This window comes from Yoonia sp. 72 (genome assembly GCF_034652275.1).
In the GTDB taxonomy this organism is placed as follows: domain Bacteria; phylum Pseudomonadota; class Alphaproteobacteria; order Rhodobacterales; family Rhodobacteraceae; genus Yoonia.
This window is the reverse complement of sequence record NZ_JAXIWG010000002.1, coordinates 533617-548052: the sequence shown is the minus strand read 5'-3', so window position 1 is coordinate 548052 and position 14436 is coordinate 533617. Positions and strand designations below refer to the sequence as shown.

14 protein-coding genes are annotated in these 14436 nt (G+C 62.3%); 5 read left to right on the top strand and 9 right to left on the bottom strand.

Annotated elements, in window-relative coordinates; all coding sequences use genetic code 11:
• Positions 1-37 precede the first annotated feature (37 nt).
• The 3 genes from VCK47_RS11160 to VCK47_RS11150 all read left to right on the top strand — a co-directional run bounded on the left by VCK47_RS11160 (position 38) and on the right by VCK47_RS11150 (position 3405).
• On the top strand, positions 38-562 hold the full coding sequence (locus VCK47_RS11160; protein ID WP_322891170.1) for a gamma-glutamylcyclotransferase: 525 nt from the start codon (positions 38-40) through the stop codon (positions 560-562).
• 155 nt (positions 563-717) lie between these two features.
• On the top strand, positions 718-1800 hold the full coding sequence (locus VCK47_RS11155) for a biopolymer transporter ExbB (protein WP_322891274.1): 1083 nt from the start codon (positions 718-720) through the stop codon (positions 1798-1800).
• 3 nt (positions 1801-1803) lie between these two features.
• Entirely contained in the window at positions 1804-3405 is a 1602-nt protein-coding gene (locus VCK47_RS11150) for a peptidoglycan -binding protein (RefSeq protein WP_322891169.1), read from the top strand.
• 127 nt (positions 3406-3532) lie between these two features.
• Here VCK47_RS11150 and VCK47_RS11145 read toward each other — a convergent pair whose 3' ends face one another.
• From VCK47_RS11145 to VCK47_RS11115, 7 genes are all read right to left on the bottom strand, one after another.
• Positions 3533-4519, bottom strand: coding sequence for an ABC transporter substrate-binding protein (locus VCK47_RS11145; RefSeq protein WP_322891168.1), 987 nt, complete (start codon positions 4517-4519; stop codon positions 3533-3535).
• Between the two features lie 42 nt (positions 4520-4561).
• A complete protein-coding gene (locus tag VCK47_RS11140; RefSeq protein ID WP_322891167.1) occupies positions 4562-5413 on the bottom strand; it encodes an ABC transporter permease in 852 nt (283 codons plus the stop codon).
• Positions 5410-6330, bottom strand: a complete 921-nt coding sequence (locus VCK47_RS11135; protein WP_322891166.1) for an ABC transporter permease — start codon at positions 6328-6330, stop codon at positions 5410-5412. Before VCK47_RS11135 ends, VCK47_RS11140 begins: the two co-directional genes overlap by 4 nt.
• Before the next feature lie 51 nt (positions 6331-6381).
• Positions 6382-7164 carry an ABC transporter ATP-binding protein gene (locus VCK47_RS11130; RefSeq protein ID WP_322891165.1) on the bottom strand — a complete coding sequence of 261 codons (783 nt, stop codon included), beginning with the start codon at positions 7162-7164 and terminating at the stop codon, positions 6382-6384.
• A complete protein-coding gene (gene hydA / locus VCK47_RS11125; protein ID WP_322891164.1) occupies positions 7164-8618 on the bottom strand; it encodes a dihydropyrimidinase in 1455 nt (484 codons plus the stop codon). Before hydA ends, VCK47_RS11130 begins: the two co-directional genes overlap by 1 nt.
• Before the next feature lie 54 nt (positions 8619-8672).
• Entirely contained in the window at positions 8673-8957 is a 285-nt protein-coding gene (locus tag VCK47_RS11120; RefSeq protein ID WP_322891163.1) for a GIY-YIG nuclease family protein, read from the bottom strand.
• Between the two features lie 132 nt (positions 8958-9089).
• Positions 9090-10340 carry a Zn-dependent hydrolase gene (locus tag VCK47_RS11115; RefSeq protein WP_322891162.1) on the bottom strand — a complete coding sequence of 417 codons (1251 nt, stop codon included), beginning with the start codon at positions 10338-10340 and terminating at the stop codon, positions 9090-9092.
• Positions 10341-10506: 166 nt separating this feature from the next.
• Between VCK47_RS11115 and VCK47_RS11110 the strand changes: the two genes are divergently transcribed.
• On the top strand, positions 10507-11133 hold the full coding sequence (locus tag VCK47_RS11110) for a TetR family transcriptional regulator C-terminal domain-containing protein (protein ID WP_322891161.1): 627 nt from the start codon (positions 10507-10509) through the stop codon (positions 11131-11133).
• Positions 11130-11675 carry an N-acetyltransferase gene (locus tag VCK47_RS11105; RefSeq protein WP_322891160.1) on the top strand — a complete coding sequence of 182 codons (546 nt, stop codon included), beginning with the start codon at positions 11130-11132 and terminating at the stop codon, positions 11673-11675. Before VCK47_RS11110 ends, VCK47_RS11105 begins: the two co-directional genes overlap by 4 nt.
• A 3-nt stretch (positions 11676-11678) precedes the next feature.
• Here VCK47_RS11105 and preA read toward each other — a convergent pair whose 3' ends face one another.
• Positions 11679-12983: an NAD-dependent dihydropyrimidine dehydrogenase subunit PreA gene (gene preA, locus VCK47_RS11100; protein ID WP_322891159.1), complete on the bottom strand. Its 1305-nt coding sequence runs from the start codon at positions 12981-12983 to the stop codon at positions 11679-11681.
• 99 nt (positions 12984-13082) lie between these two features.
• Entirely contained in the window at positions 13083-14411 is a 1329-nt protein-coding gene (locus VCK47_RS11095) for an NAD(P)-dependent oxidoreductase (protein ID WP_322891158.1), read from the bottom strand.
• Positions 14412-14436: the final 25 nt, after the last annotated feature.

The following is a 14436-nucleotide window of genomic DNA, read 5'->3' as shown; positions in this document are numbered from 1 at the left end:
AACCGTGTTTATGGGCGTGACAGGAAAGGACGGTCGCATGTGGGTTTTCGGATACGGGTCGCTGCTCTGGAACCCCGGCTTTGCGCCTGTGCGCCGCGTCAAGGCGCGCCTGCCCGATTACCACCGCAGTTTCTGCATGCTGTCGATCCACCATCGCGGCACGCCTGACCATCCGGGACTTGTGCTGGCGCTGGACCATCAGCCCGGCGGACAATGCACGGGTGTCGCATTCGAGGTGGCCCCCGATGACGAAGCCACCGTGCTGACCATGCTGCGCGAACGCGAGCTTGTGTCGTCGGCCTATGTCGAAGCAGAAGTGCCGCTGATCTGCGACGATGGCGATGAAGTTGCAGCACTCGCCTATGTCGTGGACCGCAACCATGTCCAGTATTGCCAGTTCGATCTGGAACGGCAGGCGCAAATGATCGCCCATGCGGTGGGCGGGCGTGGGCCGAATACCGAATATCTTTACAACACCGCCGCCCATCTGACCGAGATGGGGATCAAGGATGCCGACATGACATGGCTGGCCGCACGGGTTCGTGCCTTGACGGCAACATAAGATTGCCGCGATTTTGTTTGGGTTGGTCCCTATACCGCCATATGCTGCTATGGGTGCAGTGAACGACCACCAGATAAGGATGAACCTGCGTGTCAGACAAACGGGTAGCCAAGGCAGCGCCGCAGTTTTCCCAGCCGATCCGCCAGCTTTTGTTCATGTTGACCGTGATCGGGCTGCTGGGCGCGGGAATCTACCTCGGGCTTGAACAGATCACCGCGATCTACCTGTCGAACCCCTATCTGAACGGGGTGATCCTTGGCGTTTTCGTGCTGGGGGTTCTGTCCTGCTTCAATCAGGTCTTCCTGCTGATGAATTCGGTCCGCTGGATCGAACATTTCGCACGCGAAACAGGCGGCCATAACTTCACCGCCGCCCCGTCCCTACTGGCGCCCTTGGCGACATTGCTGCGGTCCCGCGGCGCACGGACGCAGATTTCGTCAAGCTCTGGCCGGTCGATCCTCGATTCCGTGGCACAGCGCATCGACGAAGACCGCGAGATCACGCGCTATATCGGGAACGTGCTGATCTTCCTCGGGCTTCTGGGGACGTTTTATGGCCTTGCCACCACCGTGCCTGCGCTGGTCGAAACGATCCGGTCGCTGAATCCGGGCGACGGCGAATCCGGTGCCGATATCTTTGGCCGCCTTCAGGCCGGGCTTGAAAACCAGTTGGGCGGGATGGGCACGGCCTTTTCCAGCTCTTTGCTGGGTCTGGCGGGGTCGCTGGTCGTCGGCCTGCTCGAACTTTTCGCAGGGCACGGGCAAAACAGATTTTACCGCGAACTCGAAGAATGGATGTCCACCATCACCCGCGTCGGCATTGATGGCGACGAGGGCGCTGGCACCGGCGGAGGCGCATCCTCGGCCATGGCCGAGCAGATGGGCGAGTTGATGGATACGATCCAGCTGCTTCTGGCGCAGACCGAGGCTGACCGCACAGCCGCCGACAGCCGGTTCCAGTCGCTGGCCGAGGCCATTGCGACGCTGACGCAGGCCACGACGATGAACGACACCTCGGCCCAGTTGGCGCGCGTCGCGGACGGACAGGCCGCCTTGATCCAGAAACTGGACGACAGCGGGATGGACGGGATCGACGCCGAAAGCCGGATGCGGCTGCGGTCGATTGATGTGCAGCTATTGCGCATCCTCGAAGAACTCGCGGCCGGTCGGCAGGAAAGCATCGGCGCGCTGCGGCAGGATCTGGCCGCCCTTGCCGGCGCGATACGGGACCGGGGCTGATCCATGGCGTTGAGCCGCAGATCATCCAACCGTTTTCAAAACGCGATATGGCCGGGGTTCGTGGATGCGATGACGGGCATCCTTCTGGTGCTGATGTTCGTGCTGAGCATCTTCATGGTGATCCAGTTTACCCTGCGCGAAACGATCACGGGGCAGGAATCCGAACTTGATGTGCTGTCGGGGGAAATGGCGGCCCTGGCCGCCACACTTGGGCTGGAACGCGAACGCACCGCCACGCTGTCCGCCGATCTGGACGCGGCCAACGCACAGGCCGCGCGGCAAGCCAACCAAATCGCCAGCCTGATCGCCGAACGCGAGGCACAGGATCAGGCGCTGGCACAGGCGCAAAACCAGATCACAGGGTTCGAGGCGCAGGTCGCGGGGCTGCTTGCCGACCAGCGGCAAAACCGCGATACGATTTCCAGCCTTGAGGCCACGCAGGACCAGCTTTTGTCCGAACAAGAGGCGCTGAACCTGGCGTTGGCGCAAGCACGCACCGAGATCGACGCCGGTGCCGAGGCCGCGCGCCTTGCCGCCGCCCGCCGCGAAGCGTTGGAAGCGCTGATTGCCGATCTGGAAACCGCGCGCGACGAAAACACAGCCCAGATCAGCGCGCTCGAGGCGGAACGCCTTGCCGATGCCGCTGCTGCTGCCGCCCTACGCGAACGGCTTGAAAACGCCGATGCCGAACTGACCGCGATGACCCTGAACCTTGAACGCCAGCGGCAAGAGGCCGAAGAGACGCTGACCCTGCTCGCCGCCGCCCGTGCCGCTCAGGCCGAACTTGACGCGGCACGCGCCGAGGCCCTGACCGAAGCCGAACGGCAGGCCGCCCTGCTGGCCACCGCAAATGCCGCACTGTCAGAAGAAGAGGCGCAGTCAGAGGCCAGTCAACGACAGGTCGCCGTGCTGAACGAACAGATCCTTGCGTTGCGCAATCAGGTCGGCAATCTGCAATCCCTGCTGAACCTTGCCGAGGACGCCGATCGCGAAGCACAGGTGCAGATCGAAACGCTGGGTGCGCAGCTCAATACTGCCCTTGCGCGGGTCGTGTCCGAAGAACGACGTCGCCTTGCACTCGAAGAGGCGGAACGCATCAGGCTCGAGGCAGAAACAGCCCGCTTGCTGGCAGAGACCGAAAACCTTGAACGGTATCGGTCCGATTTCTTTGGCCAGCTTCGCCAACTGCTGGAAGGGCAGGACCGGATCAGGATCGAAGGCGACCGCTTTGTGTTCTCGTCCGAAGTGTTGTTCGACGTGGGTCAGGCCGATCTGTCGCCGCAAGGCCGTGCCGAGATCGCGAATATCGCGGGTATCCTGCGGGACTTCGCTGACGACATCCCCGACGGGATCGACTGGATCATCCGCGTCGACGGACACACCGACGACATCCCGATCACCCCGGGCGGACGTTTTGCCGACAACTGGGAACTCAGTCAGGCCCGCGCGTTGTCGGTGGTGCGGTTCATGGCGCAAGACCTTGGCATCGACCCCCGCCGTCTGGCCGCCAACGGCTTTGGAGAATACCAGCCGCTGAACCCCGACGACACGGCCGACGCCCGCGCCCAGAACCGCCGGATCGAGTTGAAGCTGACGGAGAGGTAGGGCGGAGTTCACCCCGCCGTTGTGGGAGAGTAGCGGAAAATGGTCGGGGAGAACCCCGACCTACGGGAGAAAAAACGGGCGCTGGCATTACACCAGCGCCCGTTCCATTCGAAACTAAGCCCTCAGATCACTGCAGCGCCTGATCCGTGATCAGATGCGTCCATGCGCCCTCGGGTTCTGCCGAGATCACCGGGTCGGACCCGCCGCCCAGCAATGTTGCCACGGTGCGTTCGTAATCCGCAGGGTCCAGCGCGCCGTTCGATCCGGCGGTCAGCTTGGCGACTTCCTGCATCATGCGGACCTGTGCGGCCTCGGACTGGGCGCCAGTTTCATCGTATTCGATGATGATGGCACCTGCCGCTTCGGGGTTTTCCTCGGCCCATTTCCAGCCGCGCATGGAGGCGCGCACGAAACGGACCATCTTGTCCACGAAGGCAGGATCTTCGAGGTTCTGTTCCAGCACCCAGATCCCGTCTTCCAACGTTGCAACGCCCTGATCTTCATACATGAAGGTCACCAGTTCCGCCGGATCGACGCCTGCATCCAGCACCTGACCGTATTCGTTATAGGTCATGGTAGAAATGCAGTCCGCCTCGCGCTGCAAGAGCGGATCGACGTTGAAGCCTTGCCGTAGCACGGTCACGCCGTCAGGGCCGCCATCGGTCGGGATACCGGCCTGCGCCATCCAGCTCAGGAACGGATATTCATTGCCGAAGAACCACACGCCGATGGTGCGGCCACGGAAATCCTCGACCGATTCAATGCCTGTGTCCTTCCAGCAGGTCAGCATCAGCCCCGAAGTCTTGAAAGGCTGCGCGATATTGACCACCGGCAGACCGCGTTCACGCGCGGCCAAGGCGGATGGCATCCAGTTCAGCATCGCATCGGCACCGCCACCGGCCAGCACTTGCGGCGGCGCGATATCGGGACCACCGGGCAGGATGGTGACGTTCAGCCCTTCTTCCTCGTAATAGCCCTGATCGAGGGCGACGTAATAGCCCGCGAACTGGGATTGCGTGACCCACTGCAACTGCAGCGTCACGTCATTGTCTTGCGCCTGGGCCGCGCCGCCCAGACCGGCAGCAAGGGCTGCCGCGATCATCGTTTTCTTCATTTTGACCTCCAAGTCAGTGTGATGCCCTCTTGCCGGGGCTTGTTATTTGCGTTGCGATGGGTGCCAGAAGGTCACCCGCCCCTCGACCCATACGACAGCACCATAAAGCGCGCTGCCAGCAATTGCTGCGACGACAATTTCGGCCCAGACCATATCCAGCGCAAGCCGTCCCACGGATGTGGATATCCGAAAGCCCATGCCGACCGTGGGAGAGCCGAAAAATTCAGCAACAATCGCCCCGATCAGCGCCAAAGTCGTCGCTATTTTCAATCCGTTGAAGATGAACGGCATCGCCGCGGGCAGGCGCAGCTTGAACAGCGTCTGCCAATAGCCCGCGCCATAGGTGCGCATCAGGTCGCGCTGCATGGCGGATGTATCGCGCAGCCCTGCCACGATATTCACAAGGATCGGGAAAAACACCATCACGGCCACAACCGCCGCCTTGGACTGCCAGTCGCTGCCCAGCCAGCGTACAAAGATCGGCGCGATCCCGACGATGGGCAGCGCCGCCATGAACCCGCCCACGGGCAGGATGCCACGTGTCAGGAAATCCGACCTATCGGCCAGAATCGCCACCGCAAAGGCGCAGATCATCCCGATGACATAGCCGGTCATCGCGCCCTTGATGATCGTCTGCTGGAAGTCCGCCCAAAGGATCGGCAGCGAATTGGCAAAGCGGTCCGCGATCATGCTGGGTGGCGGCAGGACGATGGGGCTGACCCCCGTCATGCGCACCAGCAATTCCCAGATCAACAGCAAGGTCAGCCCGAAGATCACCGGCACCAACAAGCGCACAAGGCGCGTGTCCGCCACACGGCTGGCGGCCAGCCGCGCGTTGATGAACCAGCCCACCGCCCAGACCGCCAGAACAGAGATCAGCGCCGGTCCCGTCATGCTGCGGCCATCCCCATCCGGCGCAAAGTCAGCTTTTCCATCGCGGTAAAGATCGCGACGAGTGCCGCCGCCGTGATCGCCGCCGCAAACAGCGCTGCCCATGTCACCAGCGGGTTGCCATATTGATCGCCCACCAGCATCCGCGCCCCGAAACCGGCCCGCGCGCCTGTCGGCAACTCCGCCACGATCGCGCCCACCAGCGCCGCCGAAATCCCGATCTTGAACGACGCGAACAGATACGGCACCGAGGCCGGCAACCGCAATTTCCAGAACCCCTGCGAAGAACTGGCATAATATGTGCGCAGCAAGTCCATCTGCATCGCATCAGGGCTGCGCAGACCTTTGACCATGCCGACGACGACAGGAAAGAAACTCAGATAAGCACTGATCACCGCCTTGGGCAGCAGGCCCTGAATCCCGAACTGGCCCATCATCACGATAATCATCGGTGCCAGCGCCAAAATGGGAATGGTCTGGCTGGCAATCGCCCAAGGCATGACGCTCATATCCATGGCGCGGTTATGCACGATTCCGATGGCCAGCAGGATACCCAGCGTGGTCCCGATCACAAAACCCACCAGCGTTGCCGACAGCGTCACCCAGCCATGATAGACCAGCGACTGGCGCGAGGTCACGTTGCGCAGGGCAATCGTGTCCCACATCTCGCCCGCCACCTGATGCGGCGAGGGCAGGCGCGGACGGTCCAGATTATAGGTCAACGGGATCAGATCGGGGTTCGCGAAACTCAGCCCCAAGCCCGAAAAGGCCTGCCGTTCGGCGGGTGTGGCGGGTGCGACGACCAACCCGTCGCGCTGTGCCTGATCGGCGGTGAGATGCATGTTCATCGGGATCACCGCAACGACCCAGATCAACAGGATCGCACCCACGATAGTGAGGATCGGCAAAACCGATTTCATCCCCAGCCCCCCGTTTCTTCCGAGCCCAAATATCCCCGCCGGAGGCAGCGCCTAGTCATCAACGTGCCCCGCCCGCAGTCCTTCACGCACACGGTGCGCAATGTCGATAAACTCCTTGCTGTCGCGAATATCCAGCGGCCGTTCCTTGGGCAGCGGGCTGTCGATCACATCGGTGATCCGGCCCGGGCGCGGCGACATGACGACGATCTTGGTGGACAGATAGACCGCCTCGGGGATCGAATGGGTGACGAAACCGATGGTCTTTTCCGTGCGCGCCCACAGCGCCAGCAACTGTTCGTTCAGATGGTCGCGCACGATTTCATCCAGCGCGCCAAAAGGTTCGTCCATCAGCAGAATATCGGCATCGAACGCCAGCGCGCGGGCGATGCTGGCGCGTTGCTGCATCCCGCCGGACAGCTGCCAAGGAAACTTCTTCTCGAACCCCGCAAGGTCGACCAGCGCCAGCACACGCGCGACCCGCTCGGCCTGTTCGGCCTTGGAAAACCCCATGATCTCCAGCGGCAGTTTCACATTGCCGCCGATAGTACGCCACGGATACAGCCCCGCCGCCTGAAACACATAGCCATAGGCCCGCGCACGCCGCGCCTGATCCGGCGTCATGCCGTTGACGGTCAGGGTGCCGCCTGTCGGCGCCTCCAGCCCCGCGATGCAGCGCAGGAACGTCGTCTTGCCACAGCCCGACGGGCCGATAAAGCTGACGAATTCGCCCTTGCGGATGTCCAGATCGACATCCTTGAGCGCATGCACCGGACCGTCATTAGTCTGGAACGTCAGGTTCAGCCCCTGCGCGCTGATTACGGTATCGGCAGTCATCAAACCCCCGTCGCGGGAATGCCCGTCCGCTCGACAGGGCGGGGGGCCGTCAGTTCTTTCCATTTCGACAGGGCGGTGTTTGTCGGCGTGTTAGGCGCGCGCTTGATGAATTGCCCATGCCCTTCGCGCGTGCGGATCTCGCCGTCATGCACCGCGACATGGCCGCGTGTCAGGGTAAAGCGCGGCAGACCCGTCACCTCTTTGCCCTCAAAGACGTTGTAGTCGATAGCGGATTGCTGGGACTTCGCCATGATCGTCTTGGACTTTTCAGGGTCCCAGACCACCAGATCGGCATCCGCACCCACCAGCACCGCACCTTTGCGCGGATAGCAGTTCAGGATCTTGGCGATATTGGTGGATGTCACGGCGACAAATTCGTTCAGCGTCAGCCGCCCTGTCCGCACGCCATGCGTCCAGAGCATCGGCATCCGGTCCTCCAGCCCGCCCGTCCCGTTCGGGATCTTGGTGAAATCACCCACGCCATAGCGTTTCTGCGCCGTGGTAAAGGCGCAATGATCCGTCGCCACCACCGACAAACTGCCGGATTGCAGACCGGCCCAGAGGCTGTCCTGATGCATCTTGTTGCGGAACGGCGGCGACATGACGCGGCGCGCGGCATGGTCCCAGTCCTGATTGAAATATTCGCTTTCGTCCAAGGTCAGATGCTGGATCAACGGTTCACCCCAGACGCGTTTGCCCTGCATCCGCGCACGCCGGATGGCCTCGTGCGCTTCTTCGCAAGAGACGTGGACGATATAAAGCGGCACGCCGGTCATGTCGGCGATCATGATGGCGCGGTTCGCCGCCTCGCCCTCGACCTGCGGAGGGCGGGAATAGGCATGCGCCTCTGGCCCGGTGTTGCCCTCGGCCAGCAACTTGGCGGAGAGTTCCGCGACCACATCGCCGTTTTCGGCATGAACCATCGCGATGGCCCCAAGCGAGGCGAGACGGGCGAAGGACGCATACATTTCGTCGTCATTCACCATCAAGGCGCCTTTATAGGCCATGAAATGCTTGAAGGTGTTGATGCCACGGTCGCGGACGACGCTTTCCATCTCGTTGAAAACCTGCTCGCCCCACCATGTCACCGCCATGTGGAAGGAATAGTCGCAAGACGCGCGGCCCGACTTGTTGTCCCACATCTGCAAGGCGTCATGCAGGCCCTGACCGGGGGCCGGCAGCGCGAAATCCACGACCATCGTGGTGCCGCCGGACAGCGCGGCGCGCGTGCCGGATTCGAAATCATCCGCCGAATAGGTGCCCATGAAGGGCATTTCCAGATGCGTATGCGGGTCGATCCCGCCCGGCATGACATAGCAGCCCGTGGCGTCGAGCTGTTCGTCGCCTTGCAGGTTCTGCCCGATCTCGATGATCTTGCCCCCGTCGATCAGGACATCCGCCTTATAGGTCAAATCCGCCGTGACGATGGTGCCGTTCTTGATGACTGTGGTCATTGGTCTCTCCCTGTCTTCACCCGTCCCGGCCCAAAGTCGGGACCTGTGCCCGGATCAGACAGGGATATGGATGGTGATGTCCTGCCAATGCGGATTGGCCGTGTGGATCAGTTGGTTTTTCCATGCGCGCCGCCACCGCTTGATCGCGCGTTCGCGGCGCAGGCTGGTGTCGAAGTCGTCGTGCGTTTCGAACCAGACCAGCGTCTTGATCTTGTATTTCGCCGTATGCGCGGATCGTCCGTCGCGGTGGTGTTGCACGCGGGACTGCAGGTCTCGCGTGCGACCGATGTAGATCGCACCATTCGGGCGGGAGGCCATGATGTAGACGAAGTGGGTCATGGCCCGACTTTGGCCGCTCATGATGAATAAGAGGTAAATGCGCATCACGCCCCGGACCTGATCCGGGGCCTCCCGCTAACCGGGGGACGAGGCCCCGGATCACGTCCGGGGCGGAGAGGTATGCAACCACGCTCACGCCACAATCTCCGCCGTTTCGACCACCGCGTGAAACAGCACATCCGCGCCCGCAGCCGCCCATTCGGGCGAGATTTCTTCGGCCTCGTTATGGCTCAACCCATCGACGCAGGGACACATAATCATCGCGGTCGGATACAGATCATTGATCCAGCAGGCATCATGCCCCGCGCCCGAGACGATATCCATGTGGCTATAGCCCAACCGTTCCGCCGCATTGCGCACGGCGGCGACACAGGTTTCATCAAAGGCGGGCGGGTCGAACTGGCCCACGATCTCTGCCTCGAACGTCACGCCGATATCGGCGCAAAGCTGCGGCGCGCGGTCCATCAGTTCGGCGACCATCGCGTTCAGCTTGTCCAGCAGATGCGTGCGCAGATCGACGGTAAACACCACCTTGCCCGGAATGATGTTGCGGCTGTTGGGATAGACGTCAATATGCCCGATCGCCCCCACCGCATTGGGCTGGTGCTTCATCGCGATCTCGTGGACGAGTTCGGTAATCAGCGCCAGACCGCGCCCTGCGTTCTTGCGCATATGCATGGGCGTCGATCCGGTATGGCTTTCCTTGCCGGTCACCGTGCATTGCACCCAGCGCAGGCCCTGCCCATGCGTGACAACGCCGATCTGCTTGCCTTCGGCCTCCAATATCGGACCCTGTTCGATATGCAGTTCAAAGAAGGCGTGCATCTTGCGGTCGCCCACTTTTTCCGTGCCTTTCCAGCCGATGCGTTCCAGCTCGTCCCCGAACCGTTTGCCTTTGGCGTCCACGCGGTCCAGCGCCCAATCCAGCGCATGTTTGCCCGCAAATACGCCCGAGGCCAGCATCGCGGGGGCGTACCGCGTGCCTTCCTCGTTCGTCCAGTTGGTCACGACGATGGGGTGTTTGGTCTTGATATCCAGATCGTTCAGCGTGCGGATCACCTCCAGCCCGCCCAGAACCCCCAGCACCCCGTCATATTTGCCGCCCGTCGGCTGGGTATCCAGATGCGATCCGACATAGACCGGCAGCGCGTCGGGGTCGGTGCCTTCGCGACGGGCGAACATATTGCCGATCTCGTCCACGCCCATGGTGCAGCCCGCCGCCTCGCACCATTTCTGGAACAGGTGGCGGCCTTCGCTGTCTTCATCGGTCAGGGTCTGGCGGTTGTTGCCACCCGCCACACCGGGGCCGATCTTGGCCATCTCCATCAGGCTGTCCCACAGACGCGCGCCATTGATCTTGAGGTTCTCTGCGGGGGATGGCATCGGGCTCTCCAGTCTTTTTCTTGGTTTGACCAAACGGTCAAAAGAACGCTAACAGAGGTTGGCAACCAGTCAAGTTTTCCGCGTGATGTTTCGGCAAATGCTGGTTATGCGAGCGAAGCAGACAGCGGGCGGGCCGTCCAGCCTCTAAATTAGGCAGAACACGATCATGACCAAAGCGCCGACCCGAATCCAGAAACGCAATCGGGCAGCAATCCTGTCGGCGGGGCTGGACGTGTTTTCGCAATACGGCTTTCGCGGCACCACGCTGGACCAGATCGCCGAGGCGGCTGGGCTGTCGAAACCCAACCTGCTCTACTACTTTCCGTCGAAAGAGGCGATCCATACCGCCCTGCTTGAACGTCTGCTGGAGAACTGGCTTGATCCGTTGAAGGCGCTTGATGCGTCAGGTGATCCCGTGCAGGAAATCAGCGCCTATGTCCGGCGCAAACTGGCATTGAGCAAGGACTTCCCACGCGAAAGCCGCCTGTTCGCCAACGAAATCCTGCAAGGCGCGCCATGGATCGAGGGCATCCTGCGCAACGATCTGAAGCATCTTGTCGATGAAAAGGCCGTTATCATCCAAGGCTGGGCCGACGCAGGCAAGATCGCGCCTGTCGACCCCTATCATCTGATCTTTTCGATCTGGGCGCTGACCCAGCATTACGCCGATTTCGACGTACAGGTGCGCGCGGTGCTGGGCGACCGCGCCCCATATGACGGCGCGGCGGTATTTCTCGATCAGCTTTATGACAAGTTGTTGACGCCAACGCAAGCGGACGGAAAAGCCGAATGACACTCCGGTTCTCAAAGCCCGGCAGCGCGCATCACCCCACTCTATCTGCATTGGTCGCCACAACCTTTGCCGCCTCCGAAGGCGCCGAGGAAGGCGCGATGGTCGGCGGGCTGGCCGCGCGCCTACTGGCCACAACCCCACCCAAAGACCTGCATGCTTTTTGCGCATGGGACGGGCCAGACATGATTGCTGCCTCAATCTTTTCGCGGCTGAGCTACGCTGACGATCCCTGCGATGTATTCATCTTGTCGCCGATGGCGGTTGCCGCGGCGCGGCAGAAACAGGGGATCGGCCAGCAGTTGATCCTGCACGGCCTTGCCCAACTGCGCGCCGTAGGCGCTGCGGTCGCCGTAACCTACGGCGATCCGGCCTTTTACGGACGCACAGGATTCGTGGCCGTCGCGCCGGACGATCTTGCAGCGCCTTTTGCGCTGCAATTCCCGCATGGCTGGGTCGCGCAATCGCTGACACCGGCCCCGTTGCCGAAACTGGCGGGGCCGGTGTCTTGTGTGCCAGCGCTGAACGATCCAGGCTATTGGTAAGAGTTACTCCGCCGCCACAGCGCCCGGATTGTTGGGATGCGTCGTCCAGTTGGCGTACTCCTTCTGCACGACCTTGCCGGTACGCGGATCGACTTGACCCGGTTCCATCGCTTCCATCGTAATGCAATTCTCGACGGGGCAGACATCGACGCAGAGGTTGCAGGCGACGCATTCCTCATCAATCACGGTGAAGGTGCGGTCTGCGGACATCGCAATCGCCTGATGGCTGGTATCCTCGCAGGCGGCATAGCAGCGGCCGCATTTGATGCAATCGTCCTGATTGATCTTGGCCTTCGCGACATAGTTCAGGTTCAGATACTGCCAGTCGGTGACGTTCGGCACCGCGCGGCCAACGACCTGTTCAACCGAGGTATAGCCTTTTTCATCCATCCAGTCCGACAGACCGCTGATCATTTCCTGCACGACCTTGAAACCATAGGTCATCACGGCGGTGCAGACCTGCACATTGCCGCAGCCAAGGCTTATGTATTCCGCCGCGTCGCGCCACGTGGTCACGCCGCCGATGCCACTGATGGGCAGGCCGCGCGTGTCGGGATGGCGCGCGATTTCGGACACCATCGACAGCGCGATCGGTTTTACCGCCGGACCGCAATAGCCGCCATGCGATCCTTTGCCATCAATCGAGGGTTCGGGCGACATGGTGTCGAGGTTCACAGAGGTGATCGAATTGATCGTGTTGATCAGGCTGACCGCATCGGCCCCGCCGCGCATCGCAGCAGCCGCAGGTTTGCGGATATCGGTGATATTGGGCGTCAGTTTCACGATCACGGGCTTGTCGTAATACTGCTTGCACCAGCGCGTGACCATTTCGATATATTCGGGCACCTGCCCGACCGCAGCCCCCATGCCGCGTTCGGACATGCCATGCGGGCAGCCGAAGTTCAGCTCGATCCCGTCGGCACCGGTTTCGGCCACGCGCGGCAGGATGTCTTTCCACGCCTGTTCTTCACAGGGCACCATGATCGAGACGATCATCGCGCGGTCAGGATAGTCGGCCTTGACGCGGGTTATCTCGTCAAGGTTGGTCTGCAAGGGGCGGTCGGTGATCAGTTCGATGTTGTTCAGCCCCAACAGGCGCCGGTCAGCGCCATAGATCGCGCCATAGCGCGGGCCGTTGACGTTGACGACGGGTGGCCCTTCGGAGCCAAGCGTTTTCCACACAACACCGCCCCAGCCGGCCTCGAAGGCGCGGCGGACGTTGTATTCCTTGTCCGTAGGCGGGGCAGAGGCCAGCCAGAACGGGTTGGGGCTTTTGATGCCCAGAAAATTCGTCGTCAGATCAGCCATGGCTTTGTCCTTTGCTGTCCGCCCCGTCCCGGGCTTGACCCGGGACCTCGCGAGCGGTGATGTGAAAGGTCCCGGGTCGGGCCCGGGACGCCGTTGCGTTCAAGCGGTCAAAGCCGCGTGGATATCCATCGCCGCATCGCGCCCTTCGGCCACGGCGGTCACGGTCAGATCGTCGCCACCGCTGGCGCAATCACCACCGGCCCAGACACCGGCGCGGCTGGTGCGTCCGGCCCCAGTCACCGCGATCTTGCGCCCGTCAAGTTCCAACCCCGCATCGGTGACCAGCGTCTGGCCGATGGCTTTGAATAGCTGGTCGACGGGCAGGCGGATGGTTTCACCGGTGCCTTGCAGCCCCGCGCCGGTGTCGGCGGTGTACTCCAGTTCGACCTCGCGCACTGCACCATTGCCGTGGATCGCGACGGGCTGGACGTTGAACAAGAGCCGCACGCCGTGGGACGCGGCAAGGTCCTGTTCATAGCGGCTGGCACTCATCGCCTCGCGTCCGCGCCGATAGGCGATGGTCACGTTCTGCGCGCCCAGCAATCTGGATTGCACTGCGGCATCCACCGCCGTCATGCCACCGCCGATGACCACGACATCGCGACCAACGGGCAGGCTGGTCAGGTCGCTCGCCTGTCGCAGTTCGGCGATGAAATCGACGGCGTTGTAGACGCCGTCCTTGTCCTCGCCTGCGGTGCGCAGCGCATTGACGCCACCAAGTCCGACAGCAAGGAACACGGCGTCGAAATCTTCCGCCAGCGCGTCGAGCGACAGATCGCGGCCCAGCGCCTTGCCGGTTTGCAGGGTGATGCCGCCGATGCCCATCAGCCAATCCACCTCGCGGGCGGCGAAATCATCGGTGGATTTATAGGCGGCGATGCCGAATTCGTTGAGCCCACCGGGTTTGGTTTGCGCATCGAAGATCGTCACATCATGGCCATGCATCGCCAGACGGTGCGCGCAGGCCAGACCCGCAGGGCCAGCGCCGACGACAGCAACCGTCTTGCCGGTGGGTGCCGCGCGGTCATAAGGGTGGCTCTGCTTGGCCATCAGCGTATCGGTGGCATAGCGCTGCAACCGCCCGATCTCGACCGGCTTGCCTTCGGCGGCTTCGCGCACGCAGGCCTGTTCGCACAGATCCTCCGTCGGGCAGACGCGGGCGCACATGCCGCCGAGGATGTTCTGGTCAAAGATCGTTTTTGCCGCAGCCTCGGGCGTGCCGGTGCTGATCTGGCGGATGAACAGCGGGATGTCGATCGAGGTCGGGCAGGCCGTGACGCAGGGCGCGTCATAGCAGAAATAGCACCGGTCCGCCGCGACGCGGGCTTCGTGCCGGTCAAGGGGAGCGTGCAGGTCGGCGAAGTTCTGGGCAAGCGTTTCAGCGGGCAAGCGGGCCGCTGCAATTCCGGGGGTCATCGGGTTGGACATGGCTGGATCCTGTCTGGCGTGTCAC